At 73.4% G+C, this 24,719-nt stretch carries 21 protein-coding genes; 10 read left to right on the top strand and 11 right to left on the bottom strand.

The window, feature by feature from the left end:
- Positions 1-5 precede the first annotated feature (5 nt).
- The 9 genes from ACIBK8_RS26925 (at position 6) to ACIBK8_RS26885 (ending at position 11,372) form a co-directional block, all read left to right on the top strand.
- Positions 6-734: a class I SAM-dependent methyltransferase gene (locus tag ACIBK8_RS26925; protein WP_399044442.1), complete on the top strand. Its 729-nt coding sequence runs from the start codon at positions 6-8 to the stop codon at positions 732-734.
- On the top strand, positions 731-5,203 hold the full coding sequence (locus ACIBK8_RS26920; protein ID WP_399044441.1) for an alpha-(1->3)-arabinofuranosyltransferase family protein: 4,473 nt from the start codon (positions 731-733) through the stop codon (positions 5,201-5,203). Before ACIBK8_RS26925 ends, ACIBK8_RS26920 begins: the two co-directional genes overlap by 4 nt.
- Positions 5,196-6,719 carry a condensation protein gene (locus tag ACIBK8_RS26915; RefSeq protein WP_399044440.1) on the top strand — a complete coding sequence of 508 codons (1,524 nt, stop codon included), beginning with the start codon at positions 5,196-5,198 and terminating at the stop codon, positions 6,717-6,719. The genes ACIBK8_RS26920 and ACIBK8_RS26915 overlap by 8 nt, the downstream gene beginning before the upstream one ends.
- On the top strand, positions 6,716-7,543 hold the full coding sequence (locus ACIBK8_RS26910) for a class I SAM-dependent methyltransferase (RefSeq protein ID WP_399044439.1): 828 nt from the start codon (positions 6,716-6,718) through the stop codon (positions 7,541-7,543). The genes ACIBK8_RS26915 and ACIBK8_RS26910 overlap by 4 nt, the downstream gene beginning before the upstream one ends.
- A 4-nt stretch (positions 7,544-7,547) precedes the next feature.
- A complete protein-coding gene (locus ACIBK8_RS26905) occupies positions 7,548-8,507 on the top strand; it encodes a DMT family transporter (RefSeq protein ID WP_399044438.1) in 960 nt (319 codons plus the stop codon).
- Complete coding sequence (locus ACIBK8_RS26900) at positions 8,494-8,751, top strand: Trm112 family protein (RefSeq protein WP_399044437.1); 258 nt, start codon at positions 8,494-8,496, stop codon at positions 8,749-8,751. The genes ACIBK8_RS26905 and ACIBK8_RS26900 overlap by 14 nt, the downstream gene beginning before the upstream one ends.
- Positions 8,748-9,557: an FkbM family methyltransferase gene (locus ACIBK8_RS26895; RefSeq protein WP_399044436.1), complete on the top strand. Its 810-nt coding sequence runs from the start codon at positions 8,748-8,750 to the stop codon at positions 9,555-9,557. The genes ACIBK8_RS26900 and ACIBK8_RS26895 overlap by 4 nt, the downstream gene beginning before the upstream one ends.
- Positions 9,541-10,152: a hypothetical protein gene (locus ACIBK8_RS26890; RefSeq protein WP_399044435.1), complete on the top strand. Its 612-nt coding sequence runs from the start codon at positions 9,541-9,543 to the stop codon at positions 10,150-10,152. Before ACIBK8_RS26895 ends, ACIBK8_RS26890 begins: the two co-directional genes overlap by 17 nt.
- A 188-nt stretch (positions 10,153-10,340) precedes the next feature.
- The gene (locus tag ACIBK8_RS26885) at positions 10,341-11,372 is read left to right on the top strand and encodes a rod shape-determining protein (RefSeq protein ID WP_399044434.1); all 1,032 of its coding nucleotides are present in this window, start codon (positions 10,341-10,343) and stop codon (positions 11,370-11,372) included.
- Positions 11,373-11,403: 31 nt separating this feature from the next.
- On the opposite strand, the gene ACIBK8_RS26880 is transcribed toward ACIBK8_RS26885, so the two are convergent.
- The 5 genes from ACIBK8_RS26880 to ACIBK8_RS26860 all read right to left on the bottom strand — a co-directional run bounded on the left by ACIBK8_RS26880 (position 11,404) and on the right by ACIBK8_RS26860 (position 16,629).
- On the bottom strand, positions 11,404-12,000 hold the full coding sequence (locus ACIBK8_RS26880) for a histidine phosphatase family protein (protein WP_399044433.1): 597 nt from the start codon (positions 11,998-12,000) through the stop codon (positions 11,404-11,406).
- Entirely contained in the window at positions 11,997-12,389 is a 393-nt protein-coding gene (trxA, locus tag ACIBK8_RS26875; protein ID WP_393680049.1) for a thioredoxin, read from the bottom strand. Before trxA ends, ACIBK8_RS26880 begins: the two co-directional genes overlap by 4 nt.
- A gap of 276 nt (positions 12,390-12,665) precedes the next feature.
- Entirely contained in the window at positions 12,666-13,727 is a 1,062-nt protein-coding gene (locus tag ACIBK8_RS26870) for a type III polyketide synthase (RefSeq protein WP_399044432.1), read from the bottom strand.
- 521 nt (positions 13,728-14,248) lie between these two features.
- A complete protein-coding gene (locus tag ACIBK8_RS26865; protein ID WP_399044431.1) occupies positions 14,249-15,454 on the bottom strand; it encodes a cytochrome P450 in 1,206 nt (401 codons plus the stop codon).
- Between the two features lie 176 nt (positions 15,455-15,630).
- Positions 15,631-16,629, bottom strand: coding sequence for a DUF1259 domain-containing protein (locus tag ACIBK8_RS26860; protein WP_399044430.1), 999 nt, complete (start codon positions 16,627-16,629; stop codon positions 15,631-15,633).
- 238 nt (positions 16,630-16,867) lie between these two features.
- On the opposite strand from ACIBK8_RS26860, the gene ACIBK8_RS26855 reads away from it, so the two are divergent.
- Positions 16,868-17,542, top strand: coding sequence for a DNA methyltransferase (locus tag ACIBK8_RS26855; protein WP_399044429.1), 675 nt, complete (start codon positions 16,868-16,870; stop codon positions 17,540-17,542).
- Here the strand turns inward: ACIBK8_RS26855 and ACIBK8_RS26850 are convergent.
- The 6 genes from ACIBK8_RS26850 to ACIBK8_RS26825 are packed head-to-tail and all read right to left on the bottom strand — an operon-like array spanning position 17,448 to position 24,700.
- Complete coding sequence (locus ACIBK8_RS26850; RefSeq protein ID WP_399044428.1) at positions 17,448-18,599, bottom strand: glycosyltransferase; 1,152 nt, start codon at positions 18,597-18,599, stop codon at positions 17,448-17,450. The two genes, ACIBK8_RS26855 and ACIBK8_RS26850, sit on opposite strands and share 95 nt — an antisense overlap.
- Positions 18,596-19,399 carry a 5'/3'-nucleotidase SurE gene (gene surE, locus ACIBK8_RS26845; RefSeq protein WP_399044427.1) on the bottom strand — a complete coding sequence of 268 codons (804 nt, stop codon included), beginning with the start codon at positions 19,397-19,399 and terminating at the stop codon, positions 18,596-18,598. The genes ACIBK8_RS26850 and surE overlap by 4 nt, the downstream gene beginning before the upstream one ends.
- A 46-nt stretch (positions 19,400-19,445) precedes the next feature.
- Positions 19,446-20,480 carry a GTP 3',8-cyclase MoaA gene (gene moaA / locus ACIBK8_RS26840; protein ID WP_393680059.1) on the bottom strand — a complete coding sequence of 345 codons (1,035 nt, stop codon included), beginning with the start codon at positions 20,478-20,480 and terminating at the stop codon, positions 19,446-19,448.
- The gene (locus ACIBK8_RS26835; RefSeq protein ID WP_399044426.1) at positions 20,452-21,633 is read right to left on the bottom strand and encodes a deoxynucleoside kinase; all 1,182 of its coding nucleotides are present in this window, start codon (positions 21,631-21,633) and stop codon (positions 20,452-20,454) included. The genes moaA and ACIBK8_RS26835 overlap by 29 nt, the downstream gene beginning before the upstream one ends.
- 8 nt (positions 21,634-21,641) lie before the next feature.
- Positions 21,642-24,038 (bottom strand): MBL fold metallo-hydrolase, encoded by a 2,397-nt coding sequence (locus tag ACIBK8_RS26830; protein WP_399044425.1) that lies wholly within the window; start codon positions 24,036-24,038, stop codon positions 21,642-21,644.
- 8 nt (positions 24,039-24,046) lie between these two features.
- Complete coding sequence (locus tag ACIBK8_RS26825) at positions 24,047-24,700, bottom strand: non-canonical purine NTP pyrophosphatase (RefSeq protein WP_399044424.1); 654 nt, start codon at positions 24,698-24,700, stop codon at positions 24,047-24,049.
- Positions 24,701-24,719 lie beyond the last annotated feature (19 nt).

Here is a 24,719-nt window from a genome sequence, read left to right as displayed (position 1 = left end):
GCGGGGTGCGCGACCCCTCCCTGCGCCGGTCCTACACGCTCTTCCGCGCCTTCATGAACGAGCAGTCCGACCCGGAACACTGTTACGGACTGCTCGCCCGTGACACCGCCGACCAGCTCGAACGCCATCTGCCGCTGAAGGGCGCGGTGGTCGCCGATGTCGGCGGCGGCAGCGGCCACTTCACCGAGGAGTTCCGGCGCCGCGGCGCACGCGGCGCGCTCTTCGAACCCGACCCGGACGAACTGTCCGCCGGCGGCCGACGACGCCCCGAGGCCGCGGTGCTCGCCGACGGCTACCTGCTGCCGCTGGCCGACGGCGCGGCCGACATCTGCTTCTCGTCGAACGTCCTGGAACACGTCGCCGACCCGCAGACCTTCCTCAGCGAACTGATCCGGGTGACCAGGCCCGGCGGCCTCGTCTACGTGTCCTTCACCAACTGGCTCTCCCCCTGGGGCGGTCACGAGACCGCGCCCTGGCACTACCTGGGCGCCGAACGGGCCCGCGCCCGCTACCTGCGGCGCACCGGACGGCCTGCCAAACACACCCTGGGCGAGAACCTGTTCGCCGTGCACATCGGCCGCACCCTGCGGCAGGTGCGGGCCCGCGGCGACGTCTCCGTCGTCTCCGCCCGCTCCCGCTACGCGCCGTTCCTCGCGGAGACCATCCCCCGGATCCCCGTGCTGCGCGAAGTCGCCACCTGGAACCTCCTCCTCATCCTCCGGCGGTTGCCATGACCCAGACGCTCGAACCGTCCACGTCACCGGGGTCGCCAGGGCCCGGAGCCCCCGCGGCGCCCGCACCCGCCCCGCACCCGCCCTGCCGCCGGCGCCTGCTCTTCGGCTTCTGGGCCCTCGCGCTGGCCGGCTTCCTCGTCCCCGCACCGGGCAAGATGACGTTCGAGACCAAGCTGGGGGTGACCGTCGACCCCTGGAAATTCCTCGGGGACCTCGGCGGGCTGTGGCACGACCGGGCCGGATTCGGCGGCATCGCCGACCAGTACATCGGCTACGCCTTCCCGACCCTCCCCTATTACGGTCTGGCCGATCTGGCGCACCTCCCGGTGTGGCTGGCCGAGCGGCTGTGGATGTCGGTGATCGTCACCGTCGCGTTCTGGGGTGCGCTGCGCCTCGCCGAGCGGCTGCGCTGCGGCACCGCGCCCACCCGGCTGCTCGCCGCGGCCTGCTACGCCCTGTGGCCGACGTTCACCATCGTCATCGGCTCCACGTCGGCCGCGGCGCTGCCCGGCGCGCTGCTGCCCTGGGTGCTGCTGCCGCTGACCGACCCCCGGCTGACCGCCCGCGTCGCCGCGTGCCGCTCCGCGCTGCTGATCCCCTTCATGGGCGGCGTCAACGCGGCGTCCACGCTGGCCTCGCTGCTGCCCGTCGGCCTGTATCTCCTCTCGCGTACGGGTCCGCGCCGCCCGAAGCTGCTCGCGTGGTGGCTGCCCGGCGTCGTCCTCGCCACCGCCTGGTGGGTGGTACCGCTGCTCCTCCTGGGCATCCACGGCGAGAACTTCATGCCGTTCATCGAGCAGGCGGACACCACCACAGGACCGATGTCCGCCACCGAACTGCTGCGCGGCGCCGGCAACTGGGTGGGCTACCTCGACTTCGGGAAGCCCTGGCTGCCGGCCGGCTGGACGATGACCGCCAACGCCTTCGCGGTACTCGGCTCCGCGCTCGCCGCCGCCCTCGGCCTCGCGGGGCTCGCCCGCCGCGATCTGCCCGAGCGGCGCTGGCTGCTGCTGTGCGCCCTGACCGTCGCGCTGATCGCGCTGGCCGGGTACGGCGGCGAGCTGGGCGGGCCGCTGCACGGTGTGTGGCAGGAGTGGCTGAACGGATGGCTGCGCCCGTTCCGCAACATCTACAAGTTCACACCAGGACTCGCCCTGGCGATCGTCCTGGGACTCGCCCATCTCCTGGGCGCGGCACGGCCGTTCGTCACCAAGGGGACGGGAACCGTGCCCGCCCGCGGCGACACGCAGACCACCCCGCGCCGCCCCCGGACACCCCGCCTCCTCACCCTCCTCGTCGCCGTCCTCACCCTGCCGGCCCTCGCCCTCCCCTTCCTCAGCGGCAACATCCTCCAGCCCGGCGCCTTCACCAAGCTCCCGGCGTACTGGCAGCAGACCGCCGACTGGCTCAAGACCCACAGCCCCGAAAGCCGCGCCCTCGTCGTGCCCGCGACCGCGCACGGCATCTACACCTGGGGCTCGCCCATCGACCAGCCGCTCGACATCCTGGCCGCGTCCCCCTGGGCGCAGCGCGACTTCGTCCCGTTCGGCACGGCCGGCGTCCGGCGCGCCATGGACGCCGTGGAGCAGGCCCTGATGACCGGCTCCGAAGTGCCGGGTCTGCGGGACTACTTGGGGCGGGCCGGTATCCACGACGTGGTCGTGCGCAACGACCTCGACCCGGACCAGATGGGCTACGTGCCGCCGCAGACCGTCACCCGCACCCTGGAGGCGTCCGGCTACCGCAGGACGGCGTCCTTCGGCCCGCTGATCACCGGCGGCCGGATCCACTCCGACACCCCCGTACAGATCCAGGGCCTCTACCCGCGGCTGCGCTCCGTCGAGATCTTCCGGCCCCGCGACACGGCGCCGCCAGGACCCGTCACCACCCGGGCCGTCGCGGACACCGCGCAGCTCAGCGGCGGCCCCGAGGCGCTGCTCCAGCTCTCCGCCGACCCGGCGCTCCGCAACCGCCCCACCGTCCTCACCGGTGACCGGCACCCCGGCACCGGCACCCCGGCCCGCCAGCTGACCGCCGACGGGCTGCGCCGCGCCGACACCCGCTTCGGCCTGGTCAACAGCAACACGTCCTACACGTACACCGCCGACGAGCGAAACCACCCCGACAGCGTCCAGGACCCGGGACGGCCACCCCGGCAGATCCTGCCGACCCCCGGCATCGGCCACCAGACCACCGCCGTGCTCCGCGGCGCGTCCTCGGTCACCGCGTCCAGCAGCGGCAACTGGCTCTTCCAACTGCCGCAGTACGACCCGGCGAACGCCTTCGACGGCAACCCGGACACCGCGTGGGCCGAGGGCAGCGCCGCCGCCCCCGTGGGCCAGTGGATCCGCATCGCCTTCACCGGGCCCACCGCCATCCCCTCCACGCTCTCCCTCACCCCGCTCCCCGGCGACGGCATGCGCGCCGCCCCTACCTCCGTACGGATCCAGACCGACCGCGGCAGCGCCGACAGCCAGTTGCGCCCCGACGGCACCCGGCAGCAGGTCAAGGCGCCGCCCGGCAGGGCGACCTGGCTGAAGGTCACCATCCTCGGCTCGCAGACCCCGCGCGCCGGCCTCTCCGGCGCGGGCTTCACCGAGATCGGCATCCCGCACGTCCAGGTGACCCGGCTGCTGCAACTGCCCACCGACGCCGAGAAGTCGAAGGCACCCGACGAGACCGTCTCGCTGCACCGGGGCAGCGACCCCGGCGGCCTGTCCCCGGTCTCCGCCGAGGTCGGTCTGCACCGCCAGTTCCACACCGGTACGGGCGCCCGCTACGCCGTGTCCGGCACCGCGCTGGCCGTCCCCGGTACGGAACTCGACCAGCTGCTGGACCGGGTCGCCCCCGAACAGAAGGACCGCATCACCGCCACCGCCGACTCCACCAGCTTCGGCTTCGGCCAGTCGCTCAGCCCTCGCAACCTCGTCGACGGCGACCTGACCACCGCCTGGATCGCCGGCGACCGGCCCACCCTGCACCTGCGCTGGCCGGGCAAGAAGAAGGTCGACCAGATCGTGCTGGCCGCGGCGGGCGGCATCTCCACCCGCCCCGAGCAGATCCTCATCAACTCACCCGACGGCGCGGCCACCGCCGGTGTCGACGAGAACGGCCAGGCCCGCTTCGACCCGATCACCACCGACCGGCTCGACATCACCATCAGCAAGGTCAAACCGCTGACCCTGCACAACCCGGTCGCCGGACAGGCCCTGCAACTGCCGGTCGGCCTCAGCGAGGTCTACCTTCCGGCGCTGGACGCGTACCGCACCCCGCGCCCGGACGCGGGCAAGCGCTTCACGCTCCCCTGCGGCAAGGGCCCGATGCTGGCCGTCGACGGCACCTTGCACGCCACCAAGGCGTCAGGATCCGTCCGCGATCTGACCGAACGCCGCCCGATCACCGTGCAGTTGTGCGCGGGCCCGGCCCGCGACGGACACCTCGACCTGCCCGCCGGGCGCCACCGCGTGGAAGCCGGCGACCAGGGCCCGCTGGCCCTGACGGACATCACCCTCCACAAGGGCGACGCCCCGGCGGCCGGCCCGGGTACCGCGACCCCCGCCGCCGACCACTCCGCCACCCCCTCCCGCAAGGTCACGGCGAACGACTGGTCGGGAGACCGCCGCACCGTCGCCGTCGGCCCCGGCAAGGCCGCCTACCTCCAGATGTACGAGAACGCCAACGACGGCTGGCACGCCACCCTCAACGGCCGCCCGCTGTCCCCGCTCCGCCTCGACGGCTGGCAACAGGGCTTCCTCGTCCCCGCCGGAGCGGGCGGCACCGTCCACCTGACCTACGAACCGGCCACCACCTACGATCTCGGCCTGCTGGGCGGGGCGTTGGGCGTGCTGCTGCTGTTGGTGTCGGCGCTGGTCGGAGCCGGACGGAGGCGCCGGGGAGCGCCTGCGGCCTCGGCGTCGCCGACCTCGGTGACCTCGGTGACCTCGGTGACGCCTGAGTCGTCCGAGCTGTCTGTGACACCCGGCCCGCCCGCACCGTCCTGGCTCCTGGGCTGCGTGGCCGCCACCGTGGTGGTCGCCATGGCGGCCGGCCCGTACGCGCTGATCGTGCCACTGCTCGCACTCCTGGCCCACTACCGCAGCCAACTGCTCGCGCCACTGGCCTTCGTGGCCATGCTGGCCGCCGGCGTGATCGCCGCATTCGGCGCGGGCGAACCGATCGCCGCCGACCAGGGCGCCTTCAGCGGCACCGCCCAGGCCCTGGCCCTGCTGTCCCTGTCGGCAGCGGTGGTCAGCGTACGGCCCGGCCGCCTCAACTCTGCCTCCGTGGCTGCTCAGTTGGACGGAACAGGTGGGGCAGGAAAGGCAGGAGAGGCAGGAGAGGGCGGCACGGCGAGCGGCAGAACGGCCGACGACCGTTCGCCCGGCGACCGTTCGCCCGGCGGCGGCACGCCTGGCGAGGGCACGCCTGACGGCGCGGACACACCTGACGCCGGTGGCCGCCATGGGTAGCGACACACCAGCGACCGCGACACACGCAAGCGAAACGCGGCCCTCCCCTCGCCCGCCCGCCCGCCTCCCCTTCCCCGTCGTCGACGAGATCGCCCGGCACTGCCTGCGGGACGACGAACCGGAGACCGTCCACATCGAGGTCCATCTGCCGGGGCGCCTGGACCACACCCGGCTGCGCGCCGCCTTCCACCAGGCACTCGCCCGGCACCCCCGCGCCCTGGTGCGCCAGGCCACCGCCCGCTGGTGGCACCGCCACTACACCTGGCAGCTCACCGACGCCCCCGACGTGGACCCGGTCGTCTTCCCCCCACCCGCACACGACGCTCTCGCCCGCGCCAGGCAGCGCGCCCTCGCCGACTGCCCGCCCCTGGACGTCTCGCCGCCCATGCGCCTGGAGGTGATCGAATCCCCTGACCCGTCGGGCGGCACCGTCCTGCTGGCCACCCTCAACCACACAGCCCTGGACGCCCCGGCCGGCCTCCGCATCCTGGCGACGACCGCCGAGCTGTACGACGGCGCGGACAACTCCCCCACCCCGCCACCCGCTCGCCCCTCCGCCCCCATGGATTCCCGCCCCCTCCGCCCCCTCACCGGAACTCCCGCGCTCTCCCGCCCCGCCCGCATCGCCCCCAGCCACGGCCACGGCCATGGCCACAGCGACAGCAGCGACATCGCCGACGATGCCAGCACCACCGCCCCCCACACCCCCGACCACCACACCGACCTCATCAGTGACCCCGGCACCGCCAACGGCATGCTGCTCGCCGACCTGCCGGTACCGGCCCGCCCGCCACGCGTCGACGGCCGGACGCCCTGGACCGTCAACGATCAACTCCTCGTCGCCACCTGGCTGATGGCCACCCGCTGGAACCGTCTCCACGGCCGCCGCCCCGGCTCCCCCGTCGTCCTCACCATGCCCGTCGACGACCGCCCGCGCGGCGACGAGATGCCCATCGGCAACGGCACCCGCCTGGTCCCGGTCGGCTTCGGCCCACAGGAGCGGTGGGACGCCGGCACTCTCGCCACCGGCCCGCCCGCCCCCGAGGCCATGGCCCGGCTGCTGCGCGGCACCGCGGCCCGCACCCGTGCGCTGAAGTCCGCCCCCGGCGCCCCGCTCGGCCCGGTCGGCACCGTGCTGACCGCTCCGGCACTCCCCGTAGGGGCACGCCGCGCCCTGACCAGGGCGCTGCGCACCGCCGCCGCGCCCTGGACGTCCACCGCCCTGCTCTCCAACATCGGCCGGGTGCCCTACCCGCTGGACTTCGGTACGGGTGGCCGTCCGACCGCGGTGTGGTTCTCGGCACCGGCACGGATGCCGCGCGGGCTGACCGTCACCACCGTCTCGGTCGGCGACCGCGTCCAGCTGACCCTGCGCTGGTCGCACACGCTCCTCGACACCGCCGCCGGCGCCCGGCTCGGCGCCCTGTTCGCGCGCTGCCTGGCCGCCACGTCCTGGCCCCACCCCCCTCCCGGCCCGCCGCCCGCACCGCAGGCCCAGGAAGGAGATGCCCGATGACCCGCCCCCGGACCCCTCCCCACTCCCCGGCCACGCCCCTGCCGCTGCCTTCCCCCTCCCTCTCCCCCTCGCCCCCACCTCCCCACCCACCCCACCAACCCCCGCCCTCCCTACGGGACTTCTACGAGAACCCCGACGTGCCCGTCGCCTCCGGTGAGGCCCGCAGCCTGCGGCAGGCACGGCTGCTGGCCCGCGCGCTGGGACCGGCGCGCGGGACCGCGGCGGCCACCGTCCTGGACGTCGGCTGCGGCGACGGCACCGCGGCAGCCGCCGCCGCGAAGGTGCTGGCCGGGCACCGCCTCATCGGCGTCGACTGGTCGCAGGACGCGCTGCGCCGCGCCGCCCCCCGCATCCCCCATGCCGTACGCGGCGAACTGACCGACGGCGGCCTGCCGTTCGCGACCGGCTCCGCCGACGCGGTGCTCTTCAGCGAAGTCGTGGAACACCTCGTCGACCCCGACGCGGCCCTGGACGAACTGCACCGGGTACTGCGCCCCGGCGGTCACCTGATGCTCTCCACCCCCAACCTCGCCGCCTGGTACAACCGCGGACTGCTGCTCGCCGGAGTCCAGCCCGTCTTCTCCGAGGTGAGCCTGCGCGGCATCCACGGCAGGCCGGGCAGTCAGGTGGTCGGCCATCTGCGTCTCTACACCGCCCGCGCGCTCCGCGGCTTCCTCACCTCATCCGGCTTCGACGTCGTACGGATCGCCGGAGCGCCGTACCACGACGTGCCGCGCCCGCTGCGCCCCCTCGACCGCGCCGCCTGTCACCTCCCGTCCCTGTCGTCGATCCTGCTCGCCCATGCCCGGCGGAGAAGGGAGTAGGGCGGTGCCGTGGTGGGGCGTGGCGTCCGCGCTGCTCGCCAACGTCCTGTACAGCACCGGCTTCGTGCTGGAGAAGCGCGCCCTGTCCGCGCTGCCCGCCCTGAGCGCCCGGCAACCCGCCCGGGTCGTACGCCACCTCATCGGCAGTCCCCTGTGGATCGGCGGCGCCCTCTCCCTGGCCGCCGGCTTCGCCGCCCAACTCGCCGTCTACCGCGCCCTCCCCCTTGCCGCGGCCCAGGGCCTCTTCGTCTCCGGGCTCGTCCTGCTGCTTCTGCTGTCGTCCGTGGTGCTGGGCGAACGGACCAGCGGGCGCGAGCGGCAGGGCATCGTGGCGATCCTCGTCGCGCTGGTGATGGTCGTCGCCTCGCTGCGGGGCGGCGACGCCGAAGCGATCGCCCGCACCGCGCCGCCCGGCACCCTGCTGGCCCTCGCCGTGCCATCCCTGGCGGCCGGACTGCTGCTCTACCGCTCGGCGGAACGACGCGCCAGGCGCCGTCACCGGCTGCCCACCGCCGGTGTCCCCTACGGCGTGGCCGTCGGCCTCCTCTACGGCGTCAGCTCACTGGCCATCAAGGGCGTCTCCGGCCTGCTGACCTCCGGCGATCTGCTGGGTGCCGCCGCCGGGCTGCTGCGCTCGCCCTATCCGTATCTCCTCCTGTTCACCGGAGCCACCGGTCTCGTGCTGTCCCAGACCGCGCTGCAACGCTGTCGCGCCTCCCTCATCGTCCCCGTCTGCACCACCGTCACCTGCGTGTTCACCGTGGCCTGCGGAACCGTCGCGTTCGGCGAACCGCTGCCGTCCGATCCCGTACGGCTCGCGCTGCGCCTGGGCGGCACCGCCGTCGCCCTGTCCGTCCTGCTCGCCCTGCCCCGTCACGACACCCCCGCCCCGCACCCCCAGGCCACACCGACCGAACACCAACCCCCCACCGGATTACCGGAGTTGACCCATGACACCCGATGACCCGCTGCTGCCCCTCCTCGCCTGCCCGCTCGACAAGGGCCCGCTGGCCCTGCTCCCCGACGGCGCCGCCCTCTACAACCCCCGGCTGCGCCGCCGCTACCCGATCCTGGACGGCATCCCCCAGCTCCTCCCCGTATCGGGCGAGGAGGTCACCGAAGCGGAACACACCGGTATCCTCCGGCGCCTGACGTCCACACCGGGCACGGCGCCGGCCCCCGCCGCCGACCGGGAGGCGCGGTCGTGACGCTCGCCGCCCGGCTGGGCCCGCGGCTGCCGCCCCGACTCGTGTCGGCCGTGGCCGCCGGTCTCTATCCCCGTTTCGAACCCGAGCTGCGGCGGCTGGCCGACTTCTGCCCCCGCGGCGGCACCGCCGTCGACGTCGGTGGCTGGTACGGCCCCTGGACGCGGCGGCTGGCGCGGCGCGCGCAGCGGGTCGTGACCCTTGAGCCCGTCCCCCACCTCGCCCGGCTGATCGCCTCCGTCACCCCGCCGCACGTCGACGTCGTGCCCGCCGCCGCCACCGACCACGCGGGCTGCGCCACGCTCTGGCTGCCGCCCGGCGGGCGCGGCGACCGCGGGGTCTCCTCGCTCGTACGCCGCGAGCTGCACCGCACCACCCTGGACGTGCCCTGCCTCCCCCTCGACGCGCTGGAACTCTCCGAGGTCACCGTCATCAAGATCGATGTGGACGGCGCGGAACTCGCGGTGCTGCGCGGGGCCGCGGGGACCATCGCGCGGGAACACCCGGCGCTGTTCGTCGAGTTGGAGTCCCGCATCCAGCCGCTGGCGCCGGTCCTGGACTGGACGGCGGCCCGTGGCTATCGCGGCTGGGTCCTGCCGCACGACCACTGGACCCCACTGGCCGACTTCGATCTGCCCGCTCATCAGTCCCGCACCTCCCACCTCGCCGAACACGGCCTGCTGCGCCGCTCCCTCGCCCCACACCGCCGCTACGTCAACTCCGTGCTGTTCCTCCCCGACGGCGACCGCCCCGGACCCCCCGGCGCCCCCACCGTCCACGACCATGTCCATCATGAACCCCACCACTGACAACGACCCTCCGCACGGCCCCGGCACCCCCGCCGACCTGCCAGGGCCTCTCGCCTTCCAGCTCGTTCTGCTGCGCCGGATGGCCGACCACCAGCCCGGTGCCGTCGAGGACGCGCTGCGCGAACTGGGGGCGTCCCGGGCGGATCTGCGCGAGGCCAACCGCCGCTGGCAGGCCCGGATGCACGCGCCCCGGGCCCGCGGCGGCGTCCAGCCCTACCGGGCCCTGCTCGGCGCCCCCGAATCCGTCGGCGCCCGCCGGATCGGCGACCTGACCTGCGAGGCGCTGCTCTGGCCCGTGCCGCTCTGGCCCGACCTGCGCTTCGAGGTCCTCACCGCACCGGGCGGCACCGTCTGGAACGCCTGGCTCGTGCGGGCCCCCGGCGCCGCGGCCCCCGACCTGCGCACCACCGCCGACCTCGCGCCCTGGTCGTGCACGGTCGACGAGGCGGCCCGCGCCTTCGCCCCGGCCCGTCCGATGGAGGGCGGCGCGCCCACCCGGTGGCGTCTGGGCTGCACGGTCCCCGACCCGGCGGGCGAACTCCGCGACATCGTGCTGGAGTTCACCTGGGGACTGCTCCAGCGTCACATCGCCTGACCGGCGACCCGCCCCCGCGGCCCCACCGGACGCGCCCGAATCCCCGTGCCACCTGCCGATTCCGCCCCGCACCCGGTCCCCCGACCGGACCTCCCCAACGGGCACCTGCGCAGGCGCCCCCACAGGATGGCGATGAGTGGTCCTTGCGAACGCTCCACCCATACCGGCCCACAGGGGAGGAAACTTCCATGACCATAAGCCTCGCCCAACTGCGCCGTTGCTCGGTGGCCGTCGACCTCGGATCGGCCAGGACGCGGGTGTACGTCAAGAACCAGGGGCTGATCGTCGACGAGCCGACCGTCGCCGCCGTGAACATCCGTACCGGCGCGCTGCTGGCCGTGGGCGCCGACGCCGCCGTGATGGACGGGCGTACGCCGGACTACATCCGCGTGGTGCACCCGGTGGCCAACGGCACGGTGGTGGACATCGACATGGCCCAGCGGCTGCTGCGGCAGCTGGTCGGCGACAAGCTGCGCAGGACCTGGCGGCGCCGGCCCACGATGCGGGCCGCGATCTGCCAGCCGTACGGCAGCGAGCCGCTGGCGCAGCGGGCCGCCGTGGAGACGCTGAGCGGTCTCGGGGCGAAGCGCGTCGAGCTGGTGGACACGCTGGTCGCCGCCGCGGTCGGCTGCGGTCTGCCGGTGGAACAGCCCGAGGCGACCATGGTGGTGGTGTGCGGCGCGGGCACCACACAGATCGCGGTGCTCTCGCTCGGCTCGATCGTGGCGGCCGAATCGGTCCCGGTCGGCGGCAACGCCATCGATCACGCGGTGCTTCAGCACCTGCGCCTGCACCACGAGTTGACGCTCCCCGGGCAGTCCGTCCGCCCGCTGCACCTGATGCTGTCCAGCACCGGTGGGCTCGCCCCCGGCTCGACGGAGGTGCACGGCCGCGACGTGGTGAGCGGCCTGGCGCGGTCCGTTCAGGTGGACACGGAGCGGGTCAGGCACGCCATCGCCACCCCGCTCACCGCCATTCTCGACGCCATCGGGGCGGTGCTGCGGCGCTGCCCGCCGGATCTGGTCGCCGACCTCGGGGAGCGCGGCATCGTGCTCGCCGGCGGCAGTGCCCTGATCCCCGGTCTGGAGCCGATGATCCAGCAGGCCACCACGATGCCGGTGCACATCGCCGACCGCCCCGACACCTGTGCCGTGCAGGGGCTCGGCGCCATGATCGAGGGCAAGGTGGAACCCTTGCACCTCGATTCGATGGCTCCGTAGCCACGCGGGCGGGCGCGGCCCGCCCGGGGCCCTACAGTGTCCTGGCGTTCCAGGCCACCACGGCGGGGCGGCCGTGTTCGGTGCCCAGGACGCCGACCGCCCCGGTGCCGAACGTGAACAGCGCGCCGCCGGAGGCCGGGAGTCCCAGCCTGCGGGCGGTCAGCACCCGCAGGAAGTGGGCGTGCGCCACCAGCGCCACGTCCCCTTCCTCCGCGGCCAGCTGCGGCGCGATCCGCTCCAGCACCCCGTCGGCGCGGGCGCCGACCTGATCGGGTGACTCCCCGGGGTGGCCGGCGGGTCCGGGGACGGCGCCGTGCGTGAACAGGAACCAGTCGGGCCGTTCACGGTGGATGTCGGGGGTGGAGATGCCTTCGTAGCCGCCGTAGTCCCATTCCCGCAGGCCCTCGTCGATCTCGGGTGTGACGAGGCCGGCCAGTTCGGCGGTGCGCAGCGCCCGCGCCATCGGGCTGGCGTAGACGTGCGCGATCTTCCGGCCGGCGAGGAGTGGCCGCAGGGCGCGGGCCTGCTCCTCGCCGTCGGCGGTGAGCGGCAGGTCGGTCCAGCTGGTGTGACGTCCCGTCCGGCTCCACTCGGTCTCGCCGTGCCGGATCAGCAGCAGCTCGCTCACTCGCCCTGCGCCTGCTGCCCCTGCTCGTCCTTCTGGGCCTCGGCGACCGATGCGCGGACCTCGTCCATGTCCAGGCCGCGGGCCTGGCCGATGACGTCCTCCAGGGCGGCCTCCGGCAGCGCACCCGGCTGGGCGAACACGGCGATGTTGTCGCGGACGATCATCAGCGTCGGGATCGACTGGATCTGGAACGCGGAGGCCAGCTCGGGCTGCGCCTCGGTGTCGACCTTGGCGAAGACCAGGTCGTCGTGCTTGTCGGACGACCGCTCGAAGACCGGGCCGAACTGCTTGCACGGGCCGCACCACTCGGCCCAGAAATCGATCAGGACGAAATCGTTGCCGGAGACGATGTCGTCGAAGTTTTCCTTGGTGAGCTCAACCGTGCTCATACGTGCTTCCCTGCTTCCGGTCTGTCGTGGATGTCCAGTCGGTATCCAGCTGCGGCAACGGGATCGACCCGTGACGTATTCCGCGCACCGGAACCGTCCCGCTCCCCTGCCCACCGAAAGCCGTCCTAGACATCCCGATCGCGTGCGGAAACACACGTCCGGAAACACCCGCCCGACCGCGCCCCGGCCGCCCATCGGATCCGGTGCGGAGCCCCGGGAGACCCGCGCGGCCGGACGACTCCAGGAACCGCCCGGCCGGCCGTCGAGCACGGCGGCTCACTCCTCCGCGGACTCCGAAGCCCAGCTGCCCAGGGTGATCTCGGCCGTGATGCCGGGCCCGAAGCCGGCCATCAGGCCGCGGTCGCCGTCGAACGACGATGCCTCGTCGAACAGCCGGCCCATGGCGTCGAGCACCACCGCGCTGGCTATGTTGCCGTACTCGGTGAGCGTGGCCCGGCTGAAGCGGAACGCCTCCGGAGGCACGTCGAGGAAGAAGCTGAGGTCGTCCAGGATGCGCGGACCGCCCGCGTGGATGATGTAGAAGTCCATCTTCCCGGCGTTCCACTGGTGGTCTTCCGCCGCGGTCTGCAGCGCCGGAGCGAGCGGCTCCATGGTCCCGGGAACCCGCTTGTCGAGCTGGAAGTGGAACCCCGTGGAACGGACCGCGTAGGAGATCCACTCCTCGGTGTTCGGGATGATGTACGAGCTGCTGCGTTCCAGGCGGATTCCGGTGCCGCCGTTGCCCCGCAGCACCGCGGCGGCTATCCCGTCGCCGAACAGGCCGTTGGACAGCAGGGATCCCACGCCCAGGTCGGTGGGCTGGTAGCACAGCGAACAGAATTCGCAGGCGACGATCAGCACGTTGGCGTCCGGGTAGGCACGGCAGAAGTCGTGGGCCCGGTTGACGGCCGCACCGCCCGCGGCGCACCCGAGTTGGGCGATCGGCAACTGGCGCGTATCCGGCCGGAATCCCATCTCGTTGATGAGCCACGAGGTCGGCGGCGGCATCATGAAGCCGGTGCAGGAGACGTAGATGATCAAGTCGATCTGATCCGCCTCCAGTTGTGCCTGGTCGAGCGCCTGCCGCACCACCGCCGGTACCCGGTCCTTGGTGTGCTCCTCGTAGACGATGCTGCGGGCGTCGAACCCGGGGTGCCGCAGCGTCTCTTCGATCGGCTGGATCAGGTGCCGTTTCTGCACCCCGGTGTGTTCGATCAGCCGGAGTACCAGGCCGAGTTGCGGGTGATCACCGTGTAACCGCCGCGCCAGTTCGAGGGTTTCCTCGTTGGTGATGACGTGCTCGGGGACTGCGATGGCCGGCTTGCAGAGAACCGCCATGGAACTCCTCCTAGCGGACGGTGCTCCACACGGCTGAGCCCCAGGAGTGGCATGCGGGGTGTGCGCCGGCCGAAGGTCGCTTCGGCGGCGTACGCGCGAAATGGCGCGAGACGGCCGTTGGCGCTTTCCGCGCCGCGTTCGACGTCCCTGCAGGGCGGGGACGGGCCGACCGTCGAAAGGCTGAGTTCTCGCCGTATGGGCAATTGGTGTGGCTTTGGTTGGCCCTCGCCTCACGTTACGGCAGTCAGGTGACGGCTGCATGTCGGACGGCATGCGCCGCCGTACGGCGGTACGGCCCGTTCCGGTTGCCGTCTTCCGGGGGCTGACGCGTCATCCGTGGCGGCCGTTCCCCCGGGCGCAACCGAGGCCGCTCGCGGGGGCGGGCCGCCCGGAGCCGGATGCCGGTCGGCATACGCACGACCGCCACCGGCTCACGGCTGCGGAGATCCCGCTGACCTGCCGCGGCTACCCGCCGTCCGGCCCGCGGGCCGGGCACACCGGCGCCGCCGGGGATTGCGCGGTCACCAGATGACGGGCAGGGCGAGCGGATAGCGCCAGATAGACGTCTTGTTCCACTGCACGTCCGCGGCCGGCTTCGCCAGCTCGAGGTCGGGGAATCGCTCCAGGAGGGTGCCGAGCGCGACTTGGAGTTCGGTGGCGGCGAGCGGCGCGCCGAGGCAGTGATGGCCGCCCCACCCGAAGGTCATGTGGGACGGACCGACGCGCTCCAGGTCCAGCTCGTCGGGCCGCTCGAACTTCCGGGCGTCCCGGTTGGCCGTCAGGTAGGAGACGTGCACGACGTCCCCCTCCCGGATCCGGACCCCGCTCAGTTCCACGCCCTCCAGGGCGATGCGGGGGATGCCGACGCCCTTACGGAAGGGGATGAAGCGCAGCAGCTCCTCAAGGGCCTGCGGGAGCATCTCGGGCCTGGCGCGCAGCATGGCCAGTTCCTTGGGCCGGGTGAGCAGCGTGTAGGCGATGTTCCCGATCTGGTACGTGGTGGTGTCCTGGCCGGTGATGAGCAGCACCATGGCCATCACGGTCAGTTCCCGGTCGTTGAGCAGTTCGTCGCCGTCGCGGGCCGTGGCCAGCGCGCTGATCAGGTCGTCGCCCGGGTTCGCGCGCCGTTCGGCGGTCAGCTTCGCGAAGTAGGCGCGCATGTCGGCCTTGGAGCGTACGGCGTTGTCCCGGTTGTCGACGCTGGTGTTCATCATGGTCCGTGCGTGTGCGCGCAGTTGCGCCCGGTCGCCCTCGGGGATGTCGAGGACCTCGCAGATCGTGGTCAGCGGCAGCGGTGCGGCCAGGTGCTCGAACAGGTCGGCGGGGGATCCGTGCTCCTCCATCCGGTCCAGCAGTTCGTCCACGACGTGCTGGGTACGGACCTTCATGCGGTCCATGTGGCGCGGTGCGAAGCCCTTGGAGATGAGGCTGCGCAGGCGGCTGCTGGCCGGCGGGTCCATCACGTTGATCGCCTCGTCCTGAACGATGGGCTCAGGAGTCATGCGCGGGAAGTTCCGGCCGATGACGGCGCTGCGGCTGAAGCGCCGGTCGGTGGTCACCGTGCGCACGTCGTCGTAGCCGGTGACGAGCCAGGCTTCCCCGTCGCCGTGCGGCAGCCGGATACGGGAGACGGGCGCTTCGTTCTGGAGCTCTCTGAGCTGCGGATCGAATTCGAGGGCCTCGGCGTAGTCGAACGGACAGTTCCGCGGGGTGGACGCTGGTTCCATACGGGGCTCCAGATATGGGATCTGATGGGTGGTTCGCCACCTACTGGGACGGACGGGGCAGAGGTACCCGATCGCCCCTTGGGGCACGCACCACATCGACCCAATTGCCCCATATGAAGTGAACCGCCCCGTAAAAGGGCGTTTCACCGGCGATCCGCGTTTCTCCTCCGCCTTGTTCAGCCGGCCGGTACGACGTTGGTGACATCCACCGCGGGCCGCAGGGCGCGGGCGATTTCGACGGCGTCGCCCACGGCCCACACATGCGTGAAGAACAGCCGGGGGTGTTCCGACAGGTGGTGGTTGTGCAGCTCGACGAGGTTGATGCCGCCGCGCAGCAGCGTCCTCAGCACGTCCTGGACCTCGTCGGCGACCATGGCGAAGTCGCCGCTGAGCGCGGCCCGGCCGCCGCCCAGCGGCTGGAAGTTGAACGCGCTGGTCGACCCGAGGCCGGGGGGAAGGGCCAGGTGGCCGTCGACGATGGTCTCGCGGCGGAGGAAGAGGCACTTGAAGATCCCGTCCTCGACGGACCCCTTGACGCCCAGCACGGCTTCGACGGCGGCGGTGTCCAGGTCGACGGGGACGTGCTCGGGTGGTCTCGCGGGCGGCGTCCCGGTCCGGTCGAATCCCGCGCGCAGGCCGCGCGCCAGGGCCACCGGGTCGTGGCCGTGCGCGTGGACGTGCGTCCACCAGAGGTCAGGGCTCTGGGCGAGCAGATGCTTGTGGAGCGCGGTCTGCTCGATGCCGTGCTCCTGCCAGGCTTCGCTGACCTGCTGGATTTCGTCCTCGGTGACCACCACATCGCCCATCAGCATCGTGCTGCCGTCGGCGTAGCGGACGAAGGCCACGTGCGTCCCCAGTGCGAGGCCCGGTGTGACGTGGACGCCGTCGGAGAACACGTAGAGGTCCCGGCGCGGGAAGCCCGTGTGGTAGATCAACCCCCGCAGCATGTTGCCGCCGCGGCCCAGCGCGTGCGCCACGCCTCCCCATTCCGTTTCTCTGGTGTGCACCGGCTCGACCGCCCAGCGGTCCGCACCGGCTGCCCTGGCGGGCCGTGCCTGCGCGGCGGCCGGTCCCGCCCCTGCCAGCACCGGTGCCGCCGCCGCTGCGGCCAGCAACCGCCGCCGCGAGGTGCCCGCCTGAGTGCGCGTGCCCTGTTGCCGTTCTCCAGCCGTCATCCGATCTCCTCCATGGCCAGATGAAAACATGAGATAACGGCGAAAAAGGGGATGTTTTGGCCGAGCGGGCCGTAGTGGGTCACTCCGGTGGTGCCGCGTTCCGCTTCCGGCGGCGGAGCAGGAGTGGCGGCGCGTGCCGGGGCGGGGGACGCTCGGAACGCCGTCCCGACCGGCGTGGCAGGTGTCCGGCACCGGGCAGGTGGCGTGCGCAACCCCTTCTCCGGAGGAGACGCGAACCATGGCCGACACCTCGACGACACGCGATGACGGACCGGCCGGCCGGCGTTCCTGGCAGGTCATCGACGGGTCGCTGGAGCCGCTCGACTACCCGGGGCCGACGGACATGCGGTTCCCGGAAACCCTGGCCGCGCACGCGATCGAGAACTTCTCCCGCCCCGGTGACTGGGTTCTCGATCCGTTCTGCGGCTTCGGCACCACGCTCACCGTGGCCGACCGGCTGGGCCGCGAGGCCGTCGGCTTTGAACGCGACGGCGGGCGCGCCGCCTTCACCAAGACGCGTCTGCCCGACCCGTCACGCCTGCTCGTCACGGACGCCGAGCACGCCACCGCAGGGGCCTGGCCCCCGTTCTCGCTGCTGCTGACCAGCCCGCCCTTCACCAGCTTCCGCACGTCCCGGGGGCGGGACGACCGCGAGACCCATCTCGGCGACGCGCGCCGGATCTTCGCGGGTCTGCGGCGCTTCCTCGCCCCGGGTGCGACGGTGGCCGTCGAGGTGTCCCAGTTGCGTCGCCCGGAGTGGCGCTGGACCCGCCCGCTGGTGTGGGAGTTCGGCATGCTCCTGGGCGAGCTGTTCCACTTCAGCGAGGACATCGTCTTTGTGCAGACGGGTCCTGACCATGCGGCTCCCGGCTATCACCACACCCACGTCCTGGTGTTCCGCCACGAGCCGTGACCGCCTCCAGGAGGTCACCCGCGATGCGGGACGCCCCGTCCGCGGGGTCGGGCGGGGCCGGGGGCCGGGGGCCCGTGCCGGTACGCAGCACGGCCGTGAGGCCCTGTGCGACGGAGTGCGCGTCCGCGTCGGCCACCGCCGCGTTCAGCCGTGCGGCGGCGGCCTCCAGGTGCACGCGCTGATCGTCGAAATCGCGGACGCCGGGCACGACCACGGTCGGCACCCGGGACCGCACCAGCTCCTGGACGGTGTTGTACCCGGCGTGGGTGATCGCGGCGGTGGCGTGCCGGTAGATGTCGAAGCCGGGGCCCAGGTAGGGAGCGACCCGTACGGGTCCTGGCAGTCCGGGCGGCACGAGGACCTGTCCTTCGAAGTGCGGGCCGGTGAGCACCAGGACGTCGACACCCTCGGGGACGCCGCGGCGCGCGTACTCCCGTACCCCGTTCAGCGCGGCGTTGAGGAAGCCGGGGGCGTCCGCGTGCCCGCCGCCGCCGGCCACCACGGCGATCTTCATCGCGGACGTGTCCGGGGGCCAGGGGGAGCGGGTGCCGAGCAGGCGGCGGACGACGTTGGGCACCCCTACCAGGCGCACCCCGTGTTCCACGTCGTGCCGTCCGGGATCGCCCAGCAGGTAGACGCGGCCGATGGCGGGCGTGTGGCGGGCGACCCACGCGGCGGGGTCGGGCCGGTTGCGCTGGAAGCGGTGGACCAGGAACTGGGGGCAGCTCAAGTGGGCGGCGCGCTCGTACAGTTCGCGCTGCACCGTCACGTCGTGCAGGACCGCGTCGTCCGCCCGCAGCGCCTGCGCCACCAGTGCCTGGGCCAGGCGGTGGTCGACGGCGGGGCCGGTGCCGTGCAGCGGCTCGCCGACGAGGCTCTCGGCGTCGGTGGGAAGGACGGTCTGGGGGAAGCCGTGATCGTCGATGAGCCGCTGGTGGCGCTCGGTGAGCAGCAGGGAATCCCAGCCCCGGGCGCGGAGTTCGGTGTGGACGGCGATGAGGCGTGACACGTGGCCGAGGCCCCGGCCCCAGGTGAAGGACACGACGCGGCGGGTCACGGCAGCTCCCCGGCGAGGGTGGCCGGCGCCCGGTGTGCGGCAGCCAGGTGGCGGAGGGCTTCGGTGTCCTCGCCGACGGGGCGCAGCGGCGTCACGGTCGCGTAGCCGGCGGCCAGGAGGGGCGCCTCCCCCTCGTCGTGGCACGCGGCGGGGTGGTGGGTGGCGCGGAGGAGTTCCGGGCCGAGGCGCTGGATGCTGAAGCGGGTGTCCCCGTGCGCGCCGAGCCCGGCGCGCACCACTCCGGCCAGCCGGTGCGCGGGCACGTTCGGCACGTTGAGGTTGCACACCAGCGGTCGCCGCCGCCGGTCCCGCGCGCCGGGCAGGACGGCGGGCAGCAGGACCGCGAGGGCGTGGAGCGCGGTGTCCCAGTGGTAGGGCGCGCCGTGGCCGAGGGAGACGGCGACGGCCGGCCGCCGGTGGCAGGCGGCGGTGAGCGCGGCGCCCACCGTGCCGGAGTGCACCACGGCAGGCCCGGTGTTGGCTCCGGGGTTGATGCCGGCCAGGACCAGGTCGGGTGCGGGACCGAAGGCACCTTGGCAGGCGGCGGCCACGATCAGCCCCGGCGGGGCGGCCACCGTGTGGACGGGAACCCCCGCCAGTCCTGCCAAGGTGCTCGTACGGGTGGGCACCAGCCCGTCCGGGGCGACCGCGCGGCTGGTCCCGCAGCCGCTCTCGTCCCCTTCCGGTGCCGCCACGACCACGTCGAAGTGCTGGTCGCGGAGGTACCGGGCCAGGCGGCGCAGGCCCTCGCCCGTCACCCCGTCGTCGTTGGTCACCAGGACTCCGGTGCCTGCCGTCATGGGGTGCTCCTCCCCCGCTGCCGCCGGGATGGCCGGTGCATGCGGATCAGCCGCCGATCATGGACATGCTGCGGTCGGGGCGGACGAAGTCGGGGTGGTTGATCTTGTGTCCTGGCCACTTGTGCCAGAGGGCTTCGCGGATCAGCCGCTCCAGTGCCGCGTCGTCGGCGCCCGAGCGCAGTGCGGCGCGCAGGTCGGTCTCCTCCAGGGCGAACAGGCAGACGCGGAAGGCGCCTTCCGCGGTGGTCCGCATGCGGTTGCAGCTGCCGCAGAAGGGGCTGGTCACCGAGGGGATGAAGCCCAGGGCTCCGGGGGCGCCGTCGGCGAACCTGAAGGAGGTGGCCGGCTGGGGGGAGTCCTGCTCGACGGGGGTGAGGTCGAAGGCCGCGGAGACGGCAGCCAGCGTCTCCTCCGCCGGCACCACCTTGTCCCGCTCCCAGGTCTTTTCGGCGTCGAGCGGCATGTACTCGATGAAGCGCACGTCGTAGCCGCCCTCCCGGGCCAGCCGCGCGAAGTCGACCGCTTCGTCGTCGTTGGTGCCGCGGATGACCACGCAGTTGATCTTGACGGGGTCGAGTCCCGCTTCCTTGGCTGCCTTCAGACCCGCCGACACCTTGGCGAAGGCGTCCCGCCGGGTCATCTCGGCGTAGCGGTGGCTCAGCAGCGAGTCGCAGGAGACGGTGATGCGGCGCAGCCCTGCCTCGCGCAGCGGCGCGGCCAGCCTGTCCAGCAGCAGTCCGTTGGTGGTGATGGACACGTCCACCCCCTCCAGCGCGCACACCCGCCGCACGATCTCGGGAAGCTCGCGGCGTACCGTCGGCTCCCCGCCGGTGATCTTGAACTCGCGCACGCCCAGGGAATGGAAGAGCCGGGCCAGGCGGTCGATCTCCTCGACGGTGAGGATCTCGTCCTTGTCCAGCCAGGGCAGCCCCTCGGCCGGCATGCAGTAGGTACAGCGCAGGTTGCACTTGTCGATGACCGATATCCGCAGGTCGCCTGCGATGCGGCCGAAGGTGTCGATGAGCGGGCCCTGTGTGGGGGCGGGGCCCGGGTTACGCCAGTCGGGCTTCTGCGACGTCATGACTGCTCCTTTTCGGTGCGGGGGCGGATGCTGCGTCCGTGGCCACTTCCCGGAAGCGCTCCAGGACGTGGTCGGGGGACATCTCGGAGGCGTCGAGGTGGTGCACCGGTACGCGCGACGACAGTTCGGCGGCCACGTCCTCGAAGCACTGCGACACCAGGGACACGTAGGAACTGGTGAAGGAGCGCTCCAGGACGCGGTTGCGGCGCCGCATCCGGCGCATCAGCACGTCCGTACGGGCCGTCAGGTGCACCACGGCGGCCGGCGGCGGCAGCGCCGAGGTGATCAGGTGGTGGTAGCGGTAGTAGGTCTCGTACTGCTGGGCGCTCAGCGCGCCGCTCAGCCGCATCGCCTTGGCGTAGGCCAGCGAGCTGTGGACGTCCTGGTCCAGCACGCTGCCGCTGCCGGTGCGCAGGTTCTGGAGCACCCGCAGCAGCAGGGTCTCCATCTGGCAGAGCAGCGCCGAGCCGCTGTCGCCGCGCAGATAGCGGGTCAGGTAGTTGTCCCGGCCCCTGCCGCGGCTGACCGGGACGATGTCCCGCACGTGTTCGGTCTGCGGGGCGCGGGCGGCATGCCGTTTGAGCAGCGTGCTCTTGCCCACGGCCGGCGGGCCCAGCACCACGATCGAGGCCGGTGGGCTCTCCCGCCACAGGGCGGGGACCGGATCGATCAGGCGCCGTGCCGCGCGCTCGGCCTCGGCGACGGGCACGGCCTCCTCGGCCGCCAGACCGGTGAGCCGGGGCAGCTCCTCTCTGAGGCAGTGGGCGGTGGCCGCCTCCAGCTCGTCGTCCGTGAGGCTCGCCGGTGCCCGCCACCGGGTGTGCGGGCCGGGTTCCCGGTAGGTGCCGGCGCCGCGCCGCCACGTGAAGACGCGGAGGTCGTAGGGGCCGTCACCGCGGGGTCCTGCCGGGAGGTACAGCTCGGTGAGGTAGTCGAGGCGGGCGGCGGGCACCTGGTGCCGGCAGGCGCGGCCCGCTGCCGCCGCGGCGGCCTGCCGCGCGGTGCTGCCGGGAGCGACCACGGCCCAGGGGAGGCGGGCGCGTTCGGCAGCCGTGGGCGGGACGGTGAGCAGGACCCGGTCCCGGCCGTCGAGGATCAGACAGGCGGCGCGGCGGTGGGTGGGGCGGTGCCCCGGTGGCAGGTGGGTGAGCATCGCGGTCCTCACGACTCGGTCGGCAGCAGGCGGGGATCGGGGTGGTGCGGTGCGGCGCCCGGCGGGTCCGGCTCCCCGTCCGGCGGCCGGGTGCGGGCCCACTGCGCCAGGGACAGCAGGGCCACCCGCTCGGCGAAGACGACCGGGTCCACCTCCCGCCCGGCGCGTACAGAGGTCTCGCGGGGTGGCAGCAGCCAGGAAAAACGCACGTCCCCGCAGATCAGCGCGGTCCGTACGGCGGCTTCCCGGTACGGCGGCGAGCCCGGCAGGCGGGCCCGGATCCGGAAGTCCGGCCGCTGCGGCGGCTCCCCGCCGGGGAGGGCGGCGGCTTCGGGACCGGCGTCGACCATCCCGTGCAGCAGGCAGCCGGGCGACTCCGCCACCTGGAGGGGACGGCCTGACCGGCCCGCCCCCGCCATCGGTGGCACCCCGAGCCACCAGCACCTTTCGGCCGCGAGGTGCCCGTCGGCCGCCGGTGGGGGCGCGGCGTCGATGATCTCCCCGCGCCACCCCCGGCGCGCGAGGTCGGCGCGCAGGCGGGCGGCCGATACGGGAAACAGCGAGGCCGCGCGCCATCGCGGCACCCGCGTCCCGTCGGGCAGGCCGGGCAGGAGGCGCCACCGGCGGACGGGCGAGGCTTCGATGTTGGCCAGCAGCCCGCGGTAGGAAGCGGCGGGGAACCGCACACCGCCGCCGAGGTGCGGCTGCGCCTCGACCAGGCTGGTCAGCAGCAGGAGCCCGGTGCCGTCGTCCGGCGGGATCTGCGGCACCGGCCACGGGGCACGGCCGAGCACACCGGCGTAGCAGGACAGGCCCCCGTCGGTGAAGGTGCCGGAGGCGCAGCCCGGGTCGTCGCCGCGGGCCAGACACCGGTCGACGCGGGTCCACACGGTGTGCTGCCCCGGCACGTCACGGCGCGGCGGTCCTGAGGGTTCCGGAGCGGGCCGGGGGCCGTGGGCGCGGGTGGTGGCGGGCGGCCGGACGGGGTGCCCCCGCAGGCAGGCGTCGATCTCGCGGTCCAGCTCCACCAGCGGGGATCCGAGGCGGGCGCGGAGCAGCAGGGCGAACAGGCCGATGCCGGACGGTGTCACCGCGCCGTCGGCGGGCAGCGGATCGTGCCGGCTGGTGATCAGCGCGGGGCCGGGGGCGGGGTCGGCGGCGAGACCTGGCCTGATCTCCCGCAGCCGACCGCCGTACTGTGCCGCGGAATAGCCGAGACGGCCGGTGAGGAGGTCGTCCAGGTCACTGGCGGCCACCGCCACCTCGATGTCCGGCACGTCCCCCGGCGGCGCCGCGCCGAGGGTGCCGTCCGGCCGCAGCCGCACGCTCCGTTCGGCGACAGGCAGCGCGGACGTGTCCACCACGACGAAGCGGTGGACGGTCTCGCGCAACCGGCCTCCGGCGCCGTCGGCCAGTTCGCCGAGCGCGGGCACCGGTGCGGGGGAAGCGCCGGCGTCGCCACCGGGCGGGAGGCCCAGCAGCCGGTCCAGCAGAGGTCCTGGCGGGACGGAGCGGCGCTCCGCGGCGAGCGGACCCGTCCAGGCGCCGGGGCGGTAGGTGCGGTCCCGCCGCTCGCCCGTGACCAGGACCCAGGGCAGCGCGTTCCGCTCCCGCCGCACGGCCGCACCGGACGTCACGCTGATCCGGTCCCCCGGGTCGACGCGCAGCACCTTCCGCGCCGGATCACCGGCGCGCAGCGCCTGGTCCACGAGGCCGGGCGGTACGGGGAACTTGTGGCCGTTGAGCCACGCCGCAGCGCCGAGCCCGTACTGGCCCTCGGGCAGCGGGACCACGTGCGCAGGACGGGCCTGGTCCAGCAGCGCCGTCAGCGGATCCGCCCAGTCCGCGTCCGCTCCCGGCACCTCCCCCTCCACGCTGCGGGTCTCCATGATCGGCTGACATGGCGTCAGAAGCAGGTCCGGCGACCCGGAGACCAGCAGCTGCTCCACCCAGGCAGGGGTGACCAGGCTGTCGACCATGTGCCACACGAAGCAGTCCGGCGTACGGACGGCCAGGCCGTGCTCGGGACCGGCGAACGTGGAGGGTGTCCACAGCAGCTCAAGTCCCGGGCGCGGGTGCAGCGTCATCCAGTCGTGCACCACGGTCGTGTCGGTGAAGCCGAGCCGCCGCAGGGTGTGGGCGATCCGCGGATCGTCGGGGTGCAGCACCGGCAGCGTCCGGTCCAGGCGGTGGAGGGAGGCGATGTCGAAGTGGTCACGGTGGGAGTGGGAGATCCACACCACGTCGGGCCGCGGCAGGGCCCCGGGCAGCAGCCGCCGGGCGGGGGCGAATCCCATCAGGCCACCGCGGTAGCTGTCGTGCAGGTGCGGATCGCACAGCAGGGTGAAACCGCACGCGCGCACCAGCACCGTGGCGTGCCCCGCGACCTCGATCGTGACGGACATACCGGCGCTCACCCGTTCCGCAGCGGCCGGCCGGGGCCACTCGCGGCGCCTCGGCCCTCACCGGCGGCGAAGTGCGGTGCGCCGAGCCGCAGTTGCGCCGCCAGACCGCGGAAGGCGCGCCCCCGGCAGTACAGCGCGGCCTTCTCACCGGCCGTCATCTGGGCGAGCGTGCGCCCGTCCCCCTCGTCCGGTACGAACACGGCGTCGTAGCCGAACCCGGCGTCACCGCGCGGCCATTCGGTGACCCGCCCCCGTGCCATGCCCTCGCCGACCACCCGCCGGCCGTCCGGATGGCACAGCAGGGCCACCGTCCGCACCCGTGCGCCGCGCCGCGCCGCGGCCACGTCCGCCAGCTGCGCCAGCACCTTCGCCATGTTCTCGGTGTCGGACGCGCCGTCGCCCGCGTAACGGGCGGAGCGCAGCCCGGGGGCGCCGCCGAGTGCGTCCACCTCCATCACGGTGTCGTCGGCGATCGCGGCGATCCCGGTGGCGAAGGCCACCGCGGCGGCCTTGAGGTAGGCGTTCTCCTCGGCCGTCGCCCCGTTCTCGACGACGTCGGGGAGCCATGCGGGCCTGGGCAGCAGATCCAGGCAGCCGTCCAGCAAGGCGCGGATCTCTGCGGCTTTGGCCGGGTTGGCGGTGGCCAGCACTGCTTGCAGCATGCGGAGCTCCCTCTCTGGA

Origin of the sequence: Streptomyces sp. NPDC050161 (assembly GCF_044460025.1) — a bacterium.
GTDB lineage: Bacteria > Actinomycetota > Actinomycetes > Streptomycetales > Streptomycetaceae > Streptomyces.
Note: the sequence above shows the minus strand (reverse complement) of the source record. Positions and strands in the feature narration are given on the sequence as shown.